Here is a 20,866-nt window from a genome sequence, read left to right on the forward strand (position 1 = left end):
GTGTGGCAGGGTTTCGCTTCACACGCCAAGGAGATGGTCTTACGATCATTATGCCTTAGCTGTTTAAGGACTAGGGTTGTCAGCTATCGCCAGAAAACTGTTGATAACACGCCCTATGCCTCAACCCTCGGCTTACTTTGACTTGTGGCTGTCTTGACAGGTTCATTCAGTTACCTCTTGAACGGGAGTTTGTTGTTGCTCATTTTCTCCTGCTGCTTCCTCAGTTGGGGCTAAAGCTTCGGAAACAACCTCCTCTGCTGATACTTCAATGGTTTGGGATGATGCATCCCTTGCTTCTGAATCGGCGGTTTCTTCAGGAGTCAGCGACCCTTGAGGAACTAGTTCAATCGTAGCGTGTTCTTCCAACCATTGAATGGCTTTTTCTTTGCGTAAATCAGATGCGACGAACTCCCGCAACCGCTGAAGATCGATATCCTGCCCAGCCAACTGTTTCATCAATTCTTGACATTTAGCTTCAATCGCTTCTGGTTCGATGGTGAGAGATTCACGTTTAGCAACTTCCTGAACTGCCATGGACTGCCGGAGGCGTTCAATTGCATCAGGACGGGTTCGCTCCCGCAATTGCGGCATCATTTCGGGAGTAAACAACGTTTTAATATCCATCCCATAGTTTTCCATCTGGATGGCTGTCTGGGTGAGAATTGTCTGCACTTCCTGCTCAATCAAGCTTTCAGGCAGATCCATTTCCACCTGCGCAAGCAGGGCTTCTAGGAGGGCGTTCTCCTTATTCACTGCCGTTTCTTTCTCGGCTTTTTCAGCAAATTGCTTCCCTAAGGATTCCCGCAATTCTTCCAGACTTTCTAGTTCACTGATTTCTTGAGCAAAGTCATCATCAAGTTCTGGCAACTCTTTTTCTTTGAGTTCTTTGAGGGTGATGGTGAATTGTGCTACCTCACCTGCTAGATCCTCTCGGGCATAATCTTCAGGAAACGTTACAGAGACTTCTTTGGTTTCCCCAGGATTCATCCCGACAATTCCCGCAACGATATCGCCAATAAACCGTCCTTCCTCTAGCTCAATTTGAAAATCACTAGCCTCACCGCCTGAAATTTCGACCGCCTCTTTTCCCTCACCTATCAAGAAACCTTTGTAATCAATCACTGCCACATCTCCCATCTGGGCAGGACGCGATTCGACTGGAATGAGAGTGGCTTGCTGAACGCGACGCTCTTCTAAGAACTTGTCCACGGCATCGGCATCAGGTTGCACTTCCTCAGCTTTAATGCTTAAGCTGCCGTAATCGCCCAAATTGACTTGAGGAGGCACATCTACCGAGGCTGAGAACTTCAGGGGCTCTCCTGGCTCAAAATTACCAATCAACTCCTCATAGGAGGAGACTAATCTGTAGTTTCCCAGTACTTCAATAGTTTCTTGCGCAATTGCCTGCTTGAGCCCCGTTTGCACCAAATCTTCCAGAGCCGCTTCTTTAATACGCTTTAGTCCCAACCGCTGGAGCAAAATCTGACGGGGCACTTTTCCTTTGCGAAACCCAGGAATATTGGCAGAGCGGGCGAGGTTTTGTACGACCTTGTCGTAAGCTTGCTTGGTCGTTTCGGCGGGAATTTCAATTTCCAGACCGATTTGGCTCTTCGGGAGCTTTTCCTGAGTAACTTTCATTGATACTTACAATCGTTTGGAGACAACTTAATCTTAATAGAATAGTAGAGTTTTCTCGTGCTGAGGGATGGATAATTTAACGTCTGAAGATGAGGCTAGGGGGTTTTCGATTTTAGAAGTTAATGCCGCCTCTTGTGGTATGCTAGTTGAGCGACCAACAAGTACAGTATAAGTAGCCAGCCATCCTTTACTACTCGGTAGGAAAGAAACCATCTACATTGTTTGGCATGGTTTCCGTATCTGATGATAGTACATTCAGAGAGAGTGCTGCGTTAGCCAAGCGATTTCGTTAGGGATAGCGTTGCTGGATGCTGGTGACAGAGAAAGCCATTGAGCTGAGATTGCTTTCACGGCTTGGTAGCTCGCGGTTGTCAGATGTCAGGGGGATTGGATTGCTTCCAATCGAGCAAGGCAAAGGTTCTCACACAACCCAGTACGGGTTGGTGTAGCTTTGCTCGTACAGTCAGTGTAGTAATTTCTCTACAATACCTGTAAGGCTGGAACTCTCCCAAGGAAAATTGACGAAAAACTGAGTTGGCTGTGTTAAGACAGGTAGGTAATCGTATTTAATTTGTTAGAGTTCAAGGCATTTTGCAGGAGTTTTGCCGTAAATGCGCCAAAAATATCCGGAAAAGTTAAAAAAAACTTAATTATTTTGACAAACTTGGTTGAGTCACGGTTGGAAATATTTGTTTGTTCAGGAATTGGAGGAAACTCATTTGTCTAGTCAAGTTCGCGTTGCCATATTGGGCGCAACGGGTGCAGTAGGTACAGAGCTACTGGCATTACTCGACAGTCGAGACTTTCCCCTTGCCGGGCTAAAGCTGTTGGCATCCTCCCGTTCGGCTGGACGCACCCTTCCTTTCCGGGGCGAACAGTTGTCGGTAGAAGCGGTAACTGAAGAGTCTTTTGATGGGATCGATTTGGTTCTAGCATCCGCTGGCAGTTCGACGTCCAAAGCTTGGGCTTCCATTGCCGTTGAGCGAGGCGCTGTAGTGATTGACAACTCCAGCGCTTTTCGGATGAATCCCCAAGTTCCCCTAGTCATTCCCGAAGTCAATCCCGAAGCAGCGGCAAACCATCAAGGGATTATTGCCAATCCCAACTGCACCACTATTTTGATGGCTTTAGCCGTTTGGCCCCTCCATCAAGTTCAACCCGTGCAACGTATTGTTGCTGCCACCTATCAATCGGCTAGCGGTGCTGGTATGCGGGCAATGGAGGAACTCAAAGCCCAAGCCCAGGCAATTTTGCAAGGGGAAACCCCACCGACGAAAAGCTTTCCTTATCCGTTAGCCTTTAACTTGTTCCCGCACAATTCCCCCCTAAACGAGCAGGGATATTGCGAGGAAGAGATGAAGATGATTAACGAAACCCGCAAAATATTTAATGCTCCCCAGCTAAAAGTTAGTGCGACCTGTGTCCGGGTTCCCGTACTCCGCGCTCACTCAGAAGCGCTTAATCTAGAGTTTACCGAGCCAATGTCAGTAGCTAAGGCACGAGAGGTGCTATCTCACGCCCCCGGAGTCCGAGTAGTAGAAGATTGGCAGATGAATTACTTTCCCATGCCGATTGACGCTACCGATTGCGATGACGTGTTAGTGGGTCGAATTCGGCAAGACCTTTCTCATCCCTGCGGCTTAGAACTTTGGTTAAGTGGCGACCAAATTCGCAAAGGAGCGGCATTGAATGCTGTGCAAATCGCTGAGTTGTTAGTGGAGCGCAATTGGCTTCGACCTAATCTAGTAACAGCTAGTCATTAGTCATTAGTCCTTTGACGAATGATCAATGACCCATAAGTGAAGAGGAGTGACAAGAGGGTGGTCAATTTTGGACGTGTACTGACGGCGATGATTACGCCGTTTAAAGAAGATGGCAGCGTAAATTACGAGGTGGCAGAGCAGTTGGCGGCTCATTTAGCTGATAATGGCACCGATACGCTAGTGGTTTGCGGTACGACCGGCGAATCTCCTACCCTGGAACGGGATGAGGAGTATGAATTATTTCAGGTGGTACAAAAAGCTGTAGCGGGCAAAGCCAAGGTGATTGCCGGAACAGGATCGAATTCTACCGCAGAAGCGATCGCTGCCACGCAAAAAGCCGCTAAACTAGGATTAGATGGCTCATTACAAGTTGTTCCCTACTACAACAAACCTCCCCAAGCTGGACTGTATAAGCATTTTCAGGCGATCGCCCAATCTACCCCCGACCTGCCGCTAATGCTCTACAATGTACCAAGCCGTACCGCTCAAAACCTTCAACCGGAGACGGTTGTCCGTTTAGCGGAACTCCCCAACATCATAGCCATCAAGGAAGCCAGTGGTGATTTTGACCAGGCTAGCCAAATTCGGCGTCTGACTCCACCAGATTTTGCCATCTACTCTGGAGATGATTCCTTCACGTTAGCCCTGCTAGCCATTGGTGGTACTGGAGTTGTCAGTGTTGCCTCTCATCTAGTTGGCAAATATCTTCAGCAGATGATTGAAGCTTTCCATTCTGGTCAAACGAGTACGGCTCGCGAGATTCACCTTAAACTTTTTCCCCTATTTAAAGTCTTGTTTTGTAGTGCTAATCCTATCCCTATCAAAGCAGCACTGCGGCTTCAAGGATGGGAAGTAGGCTCTCCCCGTCTGCCCCTGTGCGAACTGCAACCTGAGTTAGAACAAGAATTAAAGGCTGTTTTACTAGAACTGTCTCTGCTTTAAATAAGTGCGGATATTACTACTCTAAAGCTCTTGCAATAAGGAAACAAAATCTAGCCGATGAATGACTCATAACTTTAATGTCTCCACCCATCTTAAATTTTTGGGCATTTTAATAGCCAATGGGTAGAGAGGAGAGAAAACAAAACCTAACTATCAAGTATCATTGCCCTCAAGCGAACCTATTAAGACTCGGTTTTTTCTCGAAAAAGTACGGGCAGCTAGGACTAGGGTGGGTGAGAGAGATATTTTTGTCCTCAACGCCGCCTTTTCTGCCACTCCATTGTAGAAATTCCAGCTTTTAAAAGCTATAAATCGAGTTGCTATTAAAGTTTTTTACCAACGAGCAATAGCATCAAAAAATGCAAATTGGTAGTCGGTTTGAATGTTGAACAAAACGAGAACCTTACACCTCAAAGGAGGAAAATGACTAGCACAAAATCCACCCCAGCTCTCAAAATTATCCCCCTCGGTGGGCTGCATGAAATTGGCAAAAATACCTGTATTTTTGAGTTCAATGATGAAATTATTCTATTAGATGCAGGAATTGGCTTTCCCAATGATGAAATGCATGGGGTAAATATCGTTCTGCCAGATATGACCTATCTGCAGGAAAACCGTCACAAAATCAAGGGCATGATTGTTACCCATGGTCACGAAGACCACATCGGCGGCATTCCCTATCACCTCAAACAGTTTGATATTCCCATCATTTACGGTCCTAGGCTAGCAATGGCTCTGCTGCAAGGCAAACTCGAAGAAGCCGGTGTAGCAAACCGTACAGTATTGAAAAGGGTTACCCCCCGTCAAATGGTACGCATCGGCTCCTCGTTCATGGTTGAATACATTCGCAACACACACTCAATGGCGGATAGCTTCACCGTTGCCATTCACACCCCCATTGGAGTCGTAATCCATACAGGAGACTTTAAAGTTGACCATACCCCTGTAGATGGTGAATTCTTTGATTTCCAACGATTGGCAGAACACGGAGAAAAAGGTGTCCTCTGCCTGCTGAGTGATTCCACCAACGCTGAAGTTCCGGGACACACCCCTTCAGAACGCTCGGTCTATCCCAATCTCGACCGAGTCTTCTCCCAAGCACCCGGACGGCTACTGGTGACGACCTTCGCCTCATCCGTTCACCGACTGCAAATTATTCTGGAATTGGCTCAAAAGCACAACCGAGTCGTTTCGGTGGTGGGTCGCTCGATGCTCAACGTCATCGCTCACGCTCGCAACCTTGGATACCTTAAGTGTCCGGACAGCTTATTTGAGCCACTGCACGCTGCCAACAGCCTGCCACCCGAAAAAGTGCTGATTTTAACGACAGGCTCTCAAGGCGAACCCCTAGCAGCATTAACCCGCATTTCTAAAGGCGAACACCGACAACTGAAAATCCGCGCAGGCGACACAGTTGTATTCTCTGCCAACCCCATTCCTGGTAATACCATTGCTGTGGTGAATACCATAGATCGGCTGATGATGCAAGGGGCTAATGTCATTTACGGGCGCAATCAGGGTATCCACGTTTCCGGTCATGGCGCTCAGGAAGACCAAAAGCTAATGCTGGCTTTAACTCGACCCAAATTATTCATGCCTGTTCACGGGGAACATCGGATGCTAGTGCAACATGGCAAAATGGCACAAGCGATGGGTATCCCTGCTGAAAATATGGTGATTACCAATAACGGCGATATTGTGGAATTAACCGAGGATAGCATTAGTGTTGTCGGACAAGTTCCCTCTGGCATTGAGCTAGTTGATCGGAGTGGCATCGTTCATCACGAAGTACTTAAAGAACGGCAGCAACTGGCAGGAGATGGTGTCGTTACTGTGGCAGCAGCCATCAGTTGGGAGGGCAAACTGCTTGCCGAGCCAGAAATTCACCTGCGCGGTGTCGTATCGGCTGTTGAGAAATCCCTCCTGCAACAGTTGGCGATTAAGACCATTGAACGGACGTTGAGCGATCGCTGGACTAACTTTGCCAAGTCCATAGATAATCAACAACCAGAGATTGACTGGGTAGGATTGCAGACGCAAATTGAACGCGATTTAGAGCGCTTATCCCGACGAGAACTCCAAAGTCGTCCCATGGTCGTCTTCTTACTGCAAACTCCAGAGAAGCCACCAGTTAAATCAGTAGGACGTCGCCGCCAGCGCACCGCTGCGAAGGCAGCATCTTAGCGATCTGAGATTGTGAATTTTAAATTATGAATGATGGATGCTAAAACTCTATTCATCATTCATAATTCTTTCCATGAGCCAAGCCAAGGAGCTACACGAGTCTGATGGGTGGCGTCAAAAAAGCCGCACGATTGTAAACTACGTTGTTAGACCGCAAGTGGCAAGTGCGGCACAATTATAAGTTGTACTGCTCTATTCTATTCAAGTAGCAGTAAGCATTATTAGCTATGAGGAGCAAATGCGTGGGTGGCTAAGTTATATAAGCAAAGTCAAGACTGTCGAACAGCAGGTTGAAGCTTACAAGCAACTTAAGCAACAATTAACAAATTACTGTGCTATTAAGTACATTAACTCATTGACAAAAAGTGCGCCTCCTTAACTTGTCAAGAATGAAGCGCTAGACTCAGGAGATGTTAGTACTTGGCGAGTAGAGCGGGATGTTGAGAGCGATCGCATTGGCATCCGAAGCAACAGAGGGGTTGTTCTAGTAAACGTGCTGTGCCACCTTTGCTAGCTGCTGCATCCCCGTTGCAATTTCTCCGTCACTTGCTGTCAAGCTGATCCGAAGACACTGCTGCTTGTGCTGCCACTCTTCGTGCAAACCGGGGAAGAAGGTGCTGCCAGGAACTGCAATCACTCCCACCTGTTTTAACCGCTGATAAAAGTCCCAATCACTAATCGGCAAATCTTGCAGCCACAACCAGGCAAAAATTGCCCCCTCCCCGCGATGCAACAACCAAGGCAAATCCTTGGGCATGGATTGATCGAGGGTATTTTCTACAACATCAAACTTTTTCTGGTAATAGGGACGAATCACGTTCGTGGAACTACTAACTAGTGCGCCAGAGGATATCGCTCGTGCAGCAATTGCTTGTCCATAGCGAGAGGAATGAATGCACAAATTCGTCTGGAATGACTGCAAAATTTCAATAACATCGGCAGAACCAATGGCTATGCCAATCCGTTCCCCTGGTAATCCCGCTTTAGAAAGACTCATGCAGTGGACGATATTTTCACCAAAAATGGGTGTCATTTCTGTAAAGTTTAATGCCGGAAACGGGGGGGCATAGGCTGAGTCAATGAACACTGGCACGTTGTAAGTGGCTGCCATTGCTGCTATTTTTTGCACCTCTTCATCCGTGAGGACGTTTCCTGTTGGATTGCAGGGGCGGGAGAAAATCACGCAACCTGTCTCTTCGGTAATCTTCAGTTGGCTGAAGTTGGGACGATATTTAAAGCGGTGGGCTGTCTCGTCAATGTCAAGGGTTGGTTTGTAGGCAACGACAGCTTCCGGGGTTAAGCTAACTCCGCCATAACCCGTATAGTCTGGACTTAGGGGTAAAACAATTTGTTTTAAGTTCCCCTCGGTTGTATAGCCGCCAAAGGCATTGGCAGCGTAGAAGTAGATGGATTGAGAGCCTGGGGTAATCAGTATATTGCGATCGCTCAAACTTAATCCATAGCGTTGATTAAAATCAGAGACGATCGCTTCAATTAATAGCTGATATCCTTGAGATGACCCATAACGGCAAACTACTTCACCGTATTCAGCACTTTCGAGCAACTGAGCAGTACAATCCCGCCACAGTTGTTCTACCTCCGGCAAAATCACCGGATTCCCAGCACTCAAATTAATAAAATCCTGTCCCTGCCCAGCTTTGAGGGTTTCGATAATATCTTTCATAATTGCCCGGACACCTGTAAGGTTAGACATTTGGGTGCCGAATTGAGTCAGATTCATAGAGGTGAATGTAACAGGTTTTTTAGAGTGTTTTTTTGGTGTAGGGTGTAGGGGAAGAGACGAGGGGACAAGGAGATTTTTGAGGTGTTACTCTTCACTCTAGCTCCCCAGCCATTTTTTTGAACTCTATAATGAATGCGCTAATCTTAGGGTTGTGTACATGCAACCTAGTTACTCCCAGCGATCTCTCACGCTTGGGTTTCTTCCCTAGGGGCTAGTCTACCTGTAGAAGTTGAGCAGATAGCAACGGACTGGGTGTCATCCCGTTAATGTTGCAGAATAAGGCAGTACATAAGCTCACATCTTGCACCATTGTCAGTAAACTCGAAAACCCGCCCAGAGTTCGAACTCCGGGCTAATAGCTCAAGTCCATTTCAATGGACTAAAACTCTTATCCAGTCGTATGCCAGACGAATGCCAGCTATGAGACAGTGGTTAAAACCACTGGCGGGTTGTTGCCACTGCTCCTTCACAAACTTGGCTCCAATCCCAAAGAGGAAGGTGAAAAGATGCTAAACAATGGCAATAATTTCCAAGATAATCAGCCTGGTGTTCTCTACAGGCACGGTGACGTTCTACTCAAGCAGATTGACAGCTTACCAGTTGGTGTTCAAAAGCGAGTTGGGACGACTCTGGCTCATGGTGAACTCACAGGACACAGCCATCGCATTCAGCAATCTCATACTGTTCAGTTATGGGTGCATGGTAATGACCTTTTTCTGGAGGTTAAACAGCCGAGTGCCAAGCTAATTCATGAAGAGCATCAGGCAATTGAGTTACCCCAACGCCGGTGGGGAACGTCAACTTGTCTGCGTTCCCTTTGAAGATGATGAGCCTTTGATGGTTTTGAAAGTTACCTGTCCCTCCACTGGATACACACATATCCTGCGTGTTCCCCCTTACATACAGAGTTGCCATCAAGCGGCTGCGTGGATCGCAGGCTTCGATAACCCCGATGATTATAACCCCCTGATTGAGGCACAAGATAGGAATTAGATTGATTGTAACAAGCGTGCGATCGCTCCCTCCCTATAGGCTTTGCCTTAGAGCAGTTACGCATATCGGCTGCAAAAAATCAACTGTAATGCCAAACTAGTTAGCAGTGATTTATGCTCGGTTAGTGGGAACACTGAGAGAGTAGCGCGATCGCTCTATCCAGTTCTCGGATGTATTGAATGTCTCGCAACGAAGCAAATACTCGAAAAGAAATAATAGATAAGGCATTAGAGAAAGCTGGATGGAGTCTAGATGATTCCAACCAGGTGGGGATGGAAATCCCAGTCGATGGCTATGATGCCGAACCTTGGAATGGGGTGACGGACTACTGCCTCTATCTTCCCAATGGGGAAGTAATTGCTGTGGTTGAGGCAAAGCGACAAAGCCGCGATCCACGGGTGGCAGAACAGCAGGTAAGGCATTATGTAACAGAGATTGAGAAGCACCAGAGTTTTCGTCCCTTTGCCTTTATGAGTAATGGGGATAGGATGTTTTTCTGGGATGTGGGGAATGAAAACAAGCGTCCGGTGGCTGGGTTTTTCTCCCTGAGAGACTTACAGAATTTGCTCTACATCCGCCAGAATAAAATCCCCTTGCAACAGTTGAGTGTTAATTTAGCGATCGCAAATCGCGCTTATCAACAAGAAGCAATTGGGCGGGTTAGCGAACGGTTTGATGAGGGGCATCGACGGGCGCTGGTGGTGATGGCGACGGGGACGGGGAAAACGCGCACGATTATGGCGCTGATTGAAGTATTCCTGAGAGCGAATCAAGCGCGGACGGTGCTGTTTGTGGCGGATAGGGATGCGTTGGTTAGGCAGGCGCTCGATGAGAATTTTAAGGTTTATTTGCCAAGTGAGCCAAGAGATAGAATCCGGACTTACAACGTTGATTACAGCAAGCGGCTGTATGTGGGGAGTTCTTTTGAGCGGTATATGCAGAATGCTGAGTTTAAAGTCAGCAAATCTGCGACGCTGATTGAAGTCTGTAACCTGATTGATGCGCTGAAAATCTCTGAACAGAATCAGGATGTTCAGGGGGATTTGTACGAGTACTTGCTTAGTAAACTCAGCACCGCAGGACGTAACGGACAGTTTCGCACGCCTCGCCATATTATTAGGATGATGGTGCGGATGGTTGACCCCAAACCGAAGGAAAGAATTGGGGACTTGGCGGCGGGGACTTGTGGGTTTCCGGTTAATGCCTACGAGTACATTCTAGAACAGCACAGCGAACCAGATGAGCAGGGGAACCCGCAGTTAATTGGGGATTTGCTCAGTGACGAGGAACGGGAATGTTTACAGACTGAGGCGTTTACTGCCTATGACAATGATGCCGGAATGACGATGTTGCGGATTGGTTCGATGAACCTGATGCTGCACGGCATTAAGCATCCCCGCTTTTTCTACATGGATACCCTATCTAAGGCGTTCAATGATGAGAAAAGCTTGGATGTGGTGCTGATGAATCCCCCGTTTAAGGGGAAGATGGATGAGTCGGATATTAACCCCACCCTGCCAACGAAGTGCAAGAAGACAGAACTGCTATTTTTGCACCTGATTGAGCGGGTGTTGGATATGGGGGGACGCTGTGCGGTAATTGTCCCGGATGGGGTGCTGTTTGGTTCGAGTAAGCAACATCAGGAGATTCGCAAGAAGATTATTGAGACTCATCGCCTGGATGGGGTGGTGTCGATGCCGTCTGGGGTGTTTAAACCGTATGCAGGTGTTTCGACGGCGGTGCTGCTGTTTACTCGTGGCGGTACGACGGATAAGATTTGGTTCTATGACATGGAACACGATGGGTTTTCGCTGGATGATACAGCGGTTTCAGACTCGATGTGATACACCCAAACAAGAGTAGAACATGGCTTTCTCATGGCTACTGTACTACACCGTGTTAGAAAGTGCTGTAAGCGGCAACCTGTAGCGGAGAATGATATCCCGGACATTCTCACCTGTTGGAAGAATCGGTTTAATCCGGATTTCAGGAGTCAAAGAGTACAACGCCTGAGTGAGTTAAAATCTAAAGTTGCGCCGATGAAGGCTGAACGGTTGAAGCTGCTCAAGGAAATCAATCGCCTGACATTTGAGAATGCTGTTGCACCCGCCGATGATGAACCAACTCGTGTCGCTTTGGAAGCAGATAGGCAACGACTGGCACAACTGCACGAGCAAATGGCACCCCTGCAAGCGGAAATCAATCAATTGAATCGCCAGTTTTGGGTGACAAAGGCGCAGGTGAAGGGGAATAAATACGACTTATCAGCGAGTCGTTACCGTCAGATTGAGCAGGATGAGCCTTATTATGAGTCGCCACAGGTAACGATGGAGCGGTTGCTGAAATTAGAGCAGGTGATGGCGGAGGAGGTGCGAGAATTGGAGAGACTATTAGAGTGAGGGACTAAAGATGAGTACAGCCACGCAACCCCTAACTCTGGAGGAGTTCTTAAAACTCCCAGAAACTAAACCCGCCTCAGAGTTTATTAACGGAGAGATTGTTCAAAAACCTATGCCACAAGGGGAGCATAGCCGATTACAGTTTAAATTTTGCGCGGTTGTTAACGAAGTCGCCGAACCTGAGAAAATTGCGATCGCCTTTCCAGAACTACGCTGTACCTTTGGGGGAGACGCAATTGTTCCAGATGTTGCGGTGTTTCGGTGGGAGAGGATTCCGGTTCGTGCTTCTGGGAGAATTGCCAATCGCTTCGAGGTTCATCCCGATTGGTCAATAGAAATTTTATCCCCCGATCAGAGTCAAACGAAAGTATTGGGGAAATTGCTCCACTGCTCCCAGCATGGTACAGAGTTAGGGTGGTTAATCGATCCAGAAGAGGAGACTATTCTAGTTGTGTTCTCCGATCAACGGGTGCAATTGTTAAGGGGGAATGCTCAATTGCCAATTTTGAAGGGAATTAGCTTGGAGTTGACAGTGGAACAAGTTTTTGCTTGGTTAACACTCTAAGACCCAAGATGAAATACTACACACCAGGAAACCCGATCGCACCCGCCGATGATGAGCCAACCCGTCTCGCTTTGGAAGCGGATAGGCAACAATTAGCACAACTGCACGAGCAAATGGCATCCCTGCAAGCGGAGATTAATCAATTGAATCGCCAGTTTTGGGTGACAAAGGCGCAGGTGAAGGCGAATAAATACGACCTTTCAGCGAGTCGTTACCGTCAGATTGAGCAGGATGAGCCTTATTCTGAGTCGCCACAAGTGACGATGGAACGGTTGATGGAATTAGAGCAGGTGATGGCGGAGGAGGTGCGAGAGTTGGAAAATTAAGATCTTGCACCAGTCGCAATAACCCGCCAGGGGTTTAAACCCCTGGCTAATAGCGAAAGTCCTCTTAAGAGGACTAACTCCTCAATTAACCAGGTTTGGAGTCCATTTTAATGGACTTTCGCTATGAGCCGTGGACTTGAGTCCACGGCGGAATATGCTGTTTACTGAGAATGGTGCAAGAGGTGAGATGAGGTATTTTATGAGTCGCCACGGGTAACTATGGAGCGATTGCTGAAGTTAGAGTATGTGATGGAGAGGGAAGCGCAAGAACTAATGCGCTATATAGAGTCCAAGTAACAGTGTTGATAACATGATGACATCGGAGGCGCAGAAACTACCCAAAGGTTGGCAATGGGTGAGGCTAGAAGAACTATGTAATACAACTAGCGGCGGCACCCCTTCCCGCAAAATATCTTCTTATTATGGTGGTGAGATTCCTTGGGTAAAATCTGGCGAACTAGAGGATTGCCTCATCTATAAAACAGAGGAAAAGATTACTCAAGAAGCCGTTAATAATTCTAGTGCTAAAGTTTTCTCATCTGGAACTTTATTAATTGCACTTTACGGTGCCACAGTTGGAAAGCTAGGGATTCTCCAAGTAAATGCTGCTACTAATCAAGCAGTTTGTGCAATCTTTCCAGGAGAGTATATCTATCGAGATTACCTTTACTTCTACCTATTATCACAACGAAACCAACTATTAGAACTTAGTGCTGGTGGTGCCCAAGCAAATATTAGCCAAGAGATTATTCGTAGACTTGAAATTACTCTGCCGCCGTTAGCAGAACAAAAGCGGATTGCTGCGATCGCACAAAAAGCCGACAGACTCCGACGCACCCGACGCTACGCCCTACAACTCAGTGACACCTACCTACAATCCTCAAGCAATACTACGAGTGGATTAAACACTATTAGCACGGGTATCGTAAAACAGTGTATTGTTCCCATTCCACCCCTACCCCTCCAAGAAAAATTTGCCCGAATCGTCCAAAAATTTGAACGCCTCCGCACCCAACAACGGGAAGCCGAACGCCAAGCAGAGTATTTATTTCAGACCCTGCTGCATCGTGCCTTTCGGGGTGAACTGACTCCTCAACACGCCAATGATGAGCCTGCATCCGTCTTATTAGAACAAATTGGCGCAGAACACACACAAGCCGAAGCGGAAGCCAAAGCCGCTACTCAGGCGATGGGTGACGCTGCTGAGTATCTTGGCACGAAAGCAAAACAGCAAGACACAGAACCCATCCAGCTAACGATACCAGGAATGGAATAGGGAGATGAGGGGGACGACGTTTGGATCTGACCCATTTGCTGATTATTTGGGTTTGGTGCTGTGGGGATTGAGTGCAGATGTGGCGAGTCGCAGTTTGAGTAATTTACCGGGGGGAGAGGGAAAAAAGGAGTGAGTTTTTGTTATTCGATTATGGGTGTCAATGCGATCGCTTCAGAGTACAATAGAGGTACTTCTGCCCCTAACTTGGAATCAATAGCTGTAGTTTTATCGGATTTCTTCCGGTTGCAATGAAAGCAAGCTTAGGAATTATCGGCACACCATTATTCGGTTGAAACCTGTTGCCCTTTTAATTCAGCCCAAATATCTTCTAGGCTGAGTGTGTCTAGCCATTGATGGCGATCCCTAGTGTAATTATCTGTTCCAGAATCAAATTGTTTGATAAACCGAACAGCATCGACATAGCCCAAAGCTGCAATTAGTGCTTCAAAACCTTTTTGGTTCAATTCTACTGGGGTCATTTATTTTCTCCTTCTACCTGAGAAATTTCCATAAACCATTGCATAGAATTAGCAACAGTAACGTTGAGTGAAGTTTGATTTACTGATGCTTTCCGCAACAGGCGATCGTCAGTCGTCAAAAAAATATCGACATTAGCTGACTCAGCACAGCTTAAATGAAGTGCATCAAAGGATTTGAAGCCCAGTGCAACAAGCTCTTTTGCCCGCTCTAGCATTGCTACAGTTACGATGATTCTAGTTTCGGCAATCTTCAAAGAAGCCATAACCCGTTGCCTTCTGAGCAAATCGGGAGTTTTTGCAATTTCCGACTCCAAGGCTGTGCTGCTAACAAGTTGCCATGTCTTAGCTTGACACCCAGCCGCAATCTCCAAAACTGCCTCGGCTTCTAGGCGGATACGTGGCTGAGTCCAGTCATCAAATGGACGGTTCAGGCAACAGACATCCATATAAATCCTGTATTGCTGCTCCATAAACTCATTCTATTGAATTGAACCAAGGTTGGGTACAGCAAAAATCCAACTGGGCAATGGGTAAAAGTTGCGATCGCTGATTGTTTCTCGATTTTCGTTTAAGTCCCGCTAATGAGATGACCGTTTGACCCGCATCATTCTGGCTGACTTTAGCAAGACTTAAGGTATCTACGAGACTGACACCATCAGCTAACTCAAGTGTCACCAAAAGATTCTGACCTACCACTGCTCTGAGAGAGTCTAGCTCAATGCTAAACACTTCAGTTGCTTCATCAATGCTCTGAATAAAGTAAAAGTTGCCACTAGCAGCCCTTGCCATGCCGATTAGCAGGTCTTCATTAAACCCTTGGGCAAAACCCAACGTAGTTGTGATTACACCTTCCTCAGCTTTTTGCCCCGATGTCGCCGTGAGAACCTTGGGGTCACTTATGCCCATATTGGCGTGACCATCGGTAAGTAGGAGAACACGGTTGATTTTTTGGGGATCGAGTTGACTTTTGACGTGTTCGCAGCCTTGGAGCCATCCCCCCGATAAGTTAGTAATACCGCCTGCTCTAACCTTGCGTATCGAGTTTTTAATTGTGGTTTTGTCAGCCACAGGCTGGGGGGGTACAACGGTGTCCACTGCATCGTCGTAAACAACGACTGAGAGCATGTCGTCTGGCTCAAGTTGATCCACTACAGACTCAGCAGCTTGAAGCGCGTGACGCAAGGAAGCACCTGCCATCGAGCCTGAGCGGTCAATCACCAAAGAAAGGTTAAGGTTACGTCGGGGAGATTCAGGTATATCAGCACGAAACCTGAGCAGAATACTCGTCTTTAATGATGATCCTGCGGGTATGATAGCCTGATCAAAGTCGTAACTCGTCTGAATCATTTCGTAATACCCCTCCCGGTTGTCAACGATAAGCCACAAGCCCTACAAACCGATTGTAAATCTGTTCGTCCCACTCCCGTCACCCCATCCAGGCGTTGGCGAAGCGATCGCACTTTCAACAACCATCCTTCACCAATTGCTCGAGCGCCTCAGTCTGAGTGGGCAACGCTGCTGTCAGGACTTCACTGCCTTCGGCAGTAACCAACACATCATCTTCAATGCGAATACCCCGCACGTCAGAAAATTGTGCCAAACGTTCCCAATTGACAACCTCTTGATACTTGCCACGTCGTTCAGGGTCGTTTAAAATTGCGGGAACTTGATAAAATCCCGGTTCAATTGTCACCAGCATTCCCGGTTTTAAGGGTCGGTTCAGGCGCAGGAAACCTAAGCCAAAGCGATCGCTCCGGACTCGTCCCTCCTCATATCCTGCTAAATCCCCTAAATCTTCCATATCGTGGACATCTAAACCTAGCAGATGACCAACGCCATGGGGGAAGAAGAAGGCATGGGCATCCATTTCAACTAAATTCGATACCTGTCCCCGCAAAATTCCTAAATCTACCAATCCTTGGGCAATTGTCTCTGCGGCTAACAAATGAATATCTCGGTATTCTACACCAGGGCGAATTTTGTCAATACAAGCATCGTGCGCTGCTAAGACAATATTGTAGAGGTCACGCTGAGTGGAAGAAAACTTACCAGTAACAGACCAAGTACGGGTGACATCCGCCGCCCATCCCATCTCGGTTTCCGCACCGACATCGGCTAAAAGTAAATCTCCCGGTTGCAATGGGTGGTGATACTGTTCGTTGTGCAGTACTTCACCATGAACCGTGACAATACTGCTGTAGGCACAGCTCATATTGTGGGCAATAATAACCCCTTCCATCGCCCCCCGTACTTGGGCTTCCAGCTTGGCGCTAGGGGTTGCCCGCATTCCCGCTTTATGAGCCTCTACAGTAACAGCCGCTGCTTTGCGTAATTCGGATAAGGCATCTGCATCATGGCACAATCGCAAGGAAGCGATCGCTTTCGCTAAATCTCGGTCAATTCCTTCTGGGGCGTTAGCTGGTGCTACGGGTCGATTTAACAGTTGAGCTTGTTGGTTGTGAATGGTAGGATTCTGAACGGCAAGGGTAGCTGCACCTGCTGTCCGCGATGCCAGTTCTGACAGAGGAAAAGCCGCATCTGCCCCCATCGCTTCAGCAATTTCCTCTCGTTTGGGCATCTCTCCATGCCAGAGGCTACTTCCGGGAGGTGCTTCATCCACAAACAGTTCTAACTTCCCGTCCTTGAGGTAAATCGCTGCATTTTCGAGCGGTAAACCTGCAAAGTAGAGAAAGTGACTGCTAGCCCGAAACGGGAAGGAATTTGCCGGAAAATTGCGTGAACTCGAACGTCCCGACCAGAGAATTACAGGAAAATCAACGAGCTGGGCGAGGCGTTGGCGTCGGTCGCGCAGGGTTGTTGCTAGGGAAGTGCGATCATGAATCTCCATAATATGGAGGGTAGCATAGGAACACGCATTAGCCTATGGCGAACAAAGTGACCAGCTACCAATAGTGTACTAGACAAGAGCGTATCGCCATAGCAGTAGATGTATCAAAAAAATAGAAATTTAAGAGCTACTTTTTGAATCAATCTCTTGAAAGACTTCTTTCGCAACAACCATTGCATTAATTGCCTTGGGAAATCCAACATAAGCGGACATTTGTGTAATCAGTTCGACAATCTCCTGACGGGTACAACCGACGTTTAATGCTCCTTGAATGTGAAATTTGAGCTGCGGTTGTGTGTTTCCGAGAGCAGTTAAAGCCGCAACAGTCGCGATCTGCCGCGATTTGAGATCGAGTTCGGAGCGTGACAGGACATCCCCATAAGGGAACTCGATCGCAAATCGAACTAACTCCGGTGATGTATCTGCAAGACTTTCGCGAAATCCTTCATATCCTGTAGAGTTAATCCGCTCAATCAGTGATAAGCCTGCTTGAAATCGGTCTGTATTCATAATTGGGTTTTCCTGAGCGAGAGCGTTTGTAGAAACAGGACTCGATCTGAATGGGAGAAAGTTGCCTATCCAAATCGTTGTAACTAAAGCTATGCCAATTAAGATTGCCGAGATTTTCCTGAGTTTCATCTGAATTACTCAAGCCGTTAATTTTATGTTTGGGGTGTGAGTTTATTCTAAATTAGTGAATAAAATAAGACAATAGCGTTTTAATTCACTACTCTCATGCCAAAAAATCAATAATCCATGAGTCGCCAAGAAGATTTAGAGGTATTTGTTAAAGTTGTCCAAAGCGGTAGCTTGGCAAAAGCGGCTGAAGAGTTGCAACTTAATCCATCAGCGGTAAGTCGTCGCATTAGCCATCTAGAAAAGCGACTGGGTGTGCGATTGTTGAATCGAACGACTCGCAGCCTGAGTCTGACTGAAGTCGGAGAACGCTACTTGAATCGCTGCCTTAGGATTCTTGAAGAAATTGAAGAAGCTGAACGAGAAGCACAGCAACACAGCAACGAACTACAGGGAACGTTGCGTATTAGTTGCTCTACCTATTTTGCCCATCGCTTTTTGCTAGCCAAAATTTCGCGGTTTCTCAAGCAAAACGCACAAGTCTCTATTGAGTTGATGTTGACGGATGATGTCGTCGATCTGGTGAGCGATCGCATCGATGTTGCCATCCGCATTGGAGAACTTGCCGATCCGTCGCTGGTGGCTAAAAAGTTGATTAGCGATCGCCGAATCCTTTGCGCGTCGCCTCAGTATCTTGATCGCTATGGCATTCCTCAAACGCCAGATGACTTGGTACACCACCGTTGCTTGAGTCTAAACGCTCAAAAGACAACACTCAACCAGTGGCGGTTTCGCGATAAATCTGGGTTGCGAGAGATTCAAGTACGAGGAAACTTTCAAGTCAATAGTGGTCAAGCGCTTTACGAAGTATTGTTGACAGGATTGGGTATCGGTCGGGTCACACAGTTTCTAGCTCATCGCGAACTGGCATCAGGTCAGCTCGTGCGTTTGCTTGAAGAGTATGAGGAGGATAACGAGGTGGGGATTTACGCGGTGTTTCCAAGTCGGCATTATCTCTTACCTAAAGTTCAGTGCTTCGTGGAGTTTCTTCAGAAGAGCCTTCTGCATTTTTGCCGCTAGATGCTGAACAGCAAGATATTATCGGGGTATATATCCCCAAAAACGTCCACTTCACCTACCGCAAGATGTTGGGCATAGGAAGGGATCTAATAAAAATAGAGAAGCAGGAAAGGAGTAGTTTATTCGGGGTCATCATCTTCGATTGTGTCCACCCCTTCTGCTTCGTATTTTCTCTCTTTCTCTGTTTTAGGGTCGCTTACTTTTTGGTCGGCGTCTTCAGCTTGGTCTTGTTCAACAGACTGATTATTTACGTCCTGTTCCGTGGATTCCCCCTCTTGCCGTGACTGTCCGCAGGCAGTGAGTGTGAATCCACCACTCATTAGCAATAATCCCAATAAAGCTAAATTGACCCAAATAGGTTTTCTAGAGTTCGGTTTTTTTTCAGACATCAGCTACCGTTAAGCATTGCCGTTAACATTGCCTTGTTAGACGTTACAAATGCTCAAAAGGTTTCTAGTTATCATGTTCTGTGCCGGTAAGCATGATTTCTTAGGTGGCTTAATGCAAAAAAGTAATGTGTGTTACAATTAACGAAAGCTAAGTTTAACCCGCAACTCAATTAAGGCTTGAGATTTTCGCTACAGAACCTACATTACTTAGGCTTTTCAACGGATTTACTAGATTGCGTAGCTTTTGCTGCATAAGTTTTTTTCGGATGCGAAGAAATTACAGGCTTTGCATCAGACAAAAGCGATGCGATGTTTTCGCATATATCCCTATTATGTCAGATTCCGAAAAATGGGGGTCAAATCCTGATTTTTGCGTTAGGTGTAGTTGGCTGTAATGACGGAAATTCGTCAGAATTTCGGAAAGTGACAGAAGAGGGATAGATAAAACCTTACAGTTTCGAGAGGCTTTGAAATTTCAAACAAGTCTCTTGATAATCTGACAATGAATTGAAGAAAATTAGTTGAATGGCAATTATAAAAGAAACAGCTTTAGTTTACTGCGAAAATCAATTTGGTCTAGCGGATGGAAAAACGGCAGCAGGGTTAGTTCGACACTCTGAAATCTATACCATTGTTGGAGTTATTGACAGTTCATTAGCTGGTAAAGATGCAGGGGAAGAACTGGGGGACAAAAAGAGTAATATTCCCATTTTTGCCAATTTAGATGAAGCTTTAGGTAAACTTGCAGAAGTTCCTAATTGTTACATTTATGGAAAAGCGCCCTTAGAGGTCGATATATCCACTGAGGAAAGGCTTTTAATCTTAGAAGCCATGAAAAATGGTATGGATATCATTAACGGCCTGCATCAATTCTTCACTGAAGATAAAGAGTTTGTCTATCGGGCTGTCCAGTGTGGTGTCCAAATTAAAGATATCAGAAAACCTCCAAAAATAAAAGATTTACATATCTTTACTGGGCAAATATCTAAAGTAAATGTTCCTGTAATTGCCGTTTTAGGTACTGATTGTGCTTGCGGGAAAATGACTACCGCAGTAGAACTAAACAAAGCTTTAAAAAGCCTAGGCGTAAAATCGGTAATGATTGCGACAGGGCAAACTGGCTTAATGCAAGGTGCAAAGTATGGCGCATCAATCGACGCTCTGGTTTCCCAATTTGCGATTGGTGAAATAGAAAATGCTGTTGTTGAAGCTTTTGATAACGAAAATCCCGATATTATTTTAGTTGAAGGACAAAGTGCAGTCAGTCATCCCGCTTTTATGAGTTCTGTTGGCATTTTAAAGGGAAGTATGCCCGATGGCATTATCCTCCAACATCCCCCTGCCCGAAAATTCCGGTGTGATTTTCCTCATTTGGCTATGCCTACCCTTAAAAGTGAAATTAAACTAATTGAAGCTATTTCCCAATCTAAGGTTATTGCCATCACGTTAAGCCACGAAAACCTAACAGACCAAGAAATACCGAAAATTATTGCGGATTATGAGAACTGGTTTCGATTGCCAACAACAGATGTATTGAACTACGGGTGCCAAAAACTCATTGAAACTTTAAGTGAGCGTTTTCCCAACCTAAATCAAAAAATTAAACGAGAGAATTTGGAAACAATGCCTGTATTGGCGATGAGATAGACACAAAATGTCTGGAT

General features: G+C 46.5%; 20 protein-coding genes and 1 pseudogene. 13 read left to right on the forward strand and 8 right to left on the reverse strand.

Features of this window, described 5'->3' with window-relative positions; translation table 11 throughout:
• Window positions 1–162: 162 nt before the first annotated feature.
• Entirely contained in the window at window positions 163–1,638 is a 1,476-nt protein-coding gene (gene tig, locus IQ257_RS03795) for a trigger factor (RefSeq protein WP_193872658.1), read from the reverse strand.
• Between the two features lie 719 nt (window positions 1,639–2,357).
• On the opposite strand from tig, the gene IQ257_RS03800 reads away from it, so the two are divergent.
• The 3 genes from IQ257_RS03800 (at window position 2,358) to IQ257_RS03810 (ending at window position 6,527) form a co-directional block, all read left to right on the forward strand.
• Window positions 2,358–3,401 (forward strand): aspartate-semialdehyde dehydrogenase, encoded by a 1,044-nt coding sequence (locus IQ257_RS03800; protein WP_193872657.1) that lies wholly within the window; start codon window positions 2,358–2,360, stop codon window positions 3,399–3,401.
• A gap of 57 nt (window positions 3,402–3,458) precedes the next feature.
• Entirely contained in the window at window positions 3,459–4,343 is an 885-nt protein-coding gene (gene dapA / locus IQ257_RS03805) for a 4-hydroxy-tetrahydrodipicolinate synthase (protein WP_193872656.1), read from the forward strand.
• Window positions 4,344–4,766: 423 nt separating this feature from the next.
• Entirely contained in the window at window positions 4,767–6,527 is a 1,761-nt protein-coding gene (locus IQ257_RS03810) for a ribonuclease J (RefSeq protein ID WP_193872655.1), read from the forward strand.
• 484 nt (window positions 6,528–7,011) lie between these two features.
• On the opposite strand, the gene IQ257_RS03815 is transcribed toward IQ257_RS03810, so the two are convergent.
• Complete coding sequence (locus tag IQ257_RS03815) at window positions 7,012–8,268, reverse strand: valine--pyruvate transaminase (protein ID WP_193872654.1); 1,257 nt, start codon at window positions 8,266–8,268, stop codon at window positions 7,012–7,014.
• A 431-nt stretch (window positions 8,269–8,699) separates the two neighbouring features.
• Here IQ257_RS03815 and IQ257_RS03820 point away from each other — a divergent pair, with 431 nt between their 5' ends.
• The 8 genes from IQ257_RS03820 (at window position 8,700) to IQ257_RS30640 (ending at window position 14,082) form a co-directional block, all read left to right on the forward strand.
• The gene (locus IQ257_RS03820; RefSeq protein WP_228060402.1) at window positions 8,700–9,092 is read left to right on the forward strand and encodes a hypothetical protein; all 393 of its coding nucleotides are present in this window, start codon (window positions 8,700–8,702) and stop codon (window positions 9,090–9,092) included.
• Window positions 9,093–9,443: 351 nt separating this feature from the next.
• Complete coding sequence (locus IQ257_RS29760; RefSeq protein WP_228060403.1) at window positions 9,444–11,108, forward strand: N-6 DNA methylase; 1,665 nt, start codon at window positions 9,444–9,446, stop codon at window positions 11,106–11,108.
• A 33-nt stretch (window positions 11,109–11,141) separates the two neighbouring features.
• A complete protein-coding gene (locus tag IQ257_RS29765; protein ID WP_228060404.1) occupies window positions 11,142–11,663 on the forward strand; it encodes a hypothetical protein in 522 nt (173 codons plus the stop codon).
• 10 nt (window positions 11,664–11,673) lie between these two features.
• Window positions 11,674–12,228: a Uma2 family endonuclease gene (locus IQ257_RS03835; RefSeq protein ID WP_193872653.1), complete on the forward strand. Its 555-nt coding sequence runs from the start codon at window positions 11,674–11,676 to the stop codon at window positions 12,226–12,228.
• Between the two features lie 8 nt (window positions 12,229–12,236).
• Window positions 12,237–12,554: a hypothetical protein gene (locus IQ257_RS03840; RefSeq protein ID WP_193872652.1), complete on the forward strand. Its 318-nt coding sequence runs from the start codon at window positions 12,237–12,239 to the stop codon at window positions 12,552–12,554.
• A gap of 310 nt (window positions 12,555–12,864) precedes the next feature.
• Complete coding sequence (locus tag IQ257_RS03845) at window positions 12,865–13,830, forward strand: restriction endonuclease subunit S (RefSeq protein ID WP_193872651.1); 966 nt, start codon at window positions 12,865–12,867, stop codon at window positions 13,828–13,830.
• Between the two features lie 4 nt (window positions 13,831–13,834).
• Window positions 13,835–13,963 (forward strand): hypothetical protein, encoded by a 129-nt coding sequence (locus IQ257_RS30635; protein ID WP_265584446.1) that lies wholly within the window; start codon window positions 13,835–13,837, stop codon window positions 13,961–13,963.
• On the forward strand, window positions 13,960–14,082 hold the full coding sequence (locus IQ257_RS30640; RefSeq protein ID WP_265584445.1) for a hypothetical protein: 123 nt from the start codon (window positions 13,960–13,962) through the stop codon (window positions 14,080–14,082). The genes IQ257_RS30635 and IQ257_RS30640 overlap by 4 nt, the downstream gene beginning before the upstream one ends.
• 29 nt (window positions 14,083–14,111) lie before the next feature.
• Here the strand turns inward: IQ257_RS30640 and IQ257_RS03850 are convergent, their stop codons facing one another.
• The 5 genes and pseudogenes from IQ257_RS03850 to IQ257_RS03870 all read right to left on the reverse strand — a co-directional run bounded on the left by IQ257_RS03850 (window position 14,112) and on the right by IQ257_RS03870 (window position 17,667).
• Window positions 14,112–14,309 (reverse strand): hypothetical protein, encoded by a 198-nt coding sequence (locus IQ257_RS03850; protein ID WP_193872650.1) that lies wholly within the window; start codon window positions 14,307–14,309, stop codon window positions 14,112–14,114.
• Window positions 14,306–14,779 (reverse strand): PIN domain-containing protein, encoded by a 474-nt coding sequence (locus IQ257_RS03855; protein ID WP_193872649.1) that lies wholly within the window; start codon window positions 14,777–14,779, stop codon window positions 14,306–14,308. Before IQ257_RS03855 ends, IQ257_RS03850 begins: the two co-directional genes overlap by 4 nt.
• Window positions 14,780–14,879: 100 nt before the next feature.
• Window positions 14,880–15,656 (reverse strand): annotated as a pseudogene (locus IQ257_RS03860) (vWA domain-containing protein); the annotation flags it as partial.
• Window positions 15,657–15,771: 115 nt separating this feature from the next.
• Entirely contained in the window at window positions 15,772–17,157 is a 1,386-nt protein-coding gene (locus IQ257_RS03865) for an aminopeptidase P family protein (protein ID WP_193872648.1), read from the reverse strand.
• A 120-nt stretch (window positions 17,158–17,277) separates the two neighbouring features.
• Window positions 17,278–17,667: a carboxymuconolactone decarboxylase family protein gene (locus IQ257_RS03870; protein ID WP_193872647.1), complete on the reverse strand. Its 390-nt coding sequence runs from the start codon at window positions 17,665–17,667 to the stop codon at window positions 17,278–17,280.
• Between the two features lie 246 nt (window positions 17,668–17,913).
• On the opposite strand from IQ257_RS03870, the gene IQ257_RS03875 reads away from it, so the two are divergent.
• On the forward strand, window positions 17,914–18,813 hold the full coding sequence (locus tag IQ257_RS03875) for a LysR family transcriptional regulator (protein ID WP_193872646.1): 900 nt from the start codon (window positions 17,914–17,916) through the stop codon (window positions 18,811–18,813).
• A gap of 119 nt (window positions 18,814–18,932) precedes the next feature.
• Here the strand turns inward: IQ257_RS03875 and IQ257_RS03880 are convergent, their stop codons facing one another.
• Window positions 18,933–19,202, reverse strand: coding sequence for a hypothetical protein (locus tag IQ257_RS03880; RefSeq protein WP_193872645.1), 270 nt, complete (start codon window positions 19,200–19,202; stop codon window positions 18,933–18,935).
• A gap of 525 nt (window positions 19,203–19,727) precedes the next feature.
• Here IQ257_RS03880 and IQ257_RS03885 point away from each other — a divergent pair.
• Window positions 19,728–20,849, forward strand: a complete 1,122-nt coding sequence (locus tag IQ257_RS03885; RefSeq protein ID WP_193872644.1) for a DUF1611 domain-containing protein — start codon at window positions 19,728–19,730, stop codon at window positions 20,847–20,849.
• The last annotated feature ends 17 nt before the right edge of the window (window positions 20,850–20,866 follow it).

Source organism: Coleofasciculus sp. LEGE 07092 (genome assembly GCF_015207375.1).
In the GTDB taxonomy this organism is placed as follows: domain Bacteria; phylum Cyanobacteriota; class Cyanobacteriia; order Cyanobacteriales; family Coleofasciculaceae; genus LEGE-07092.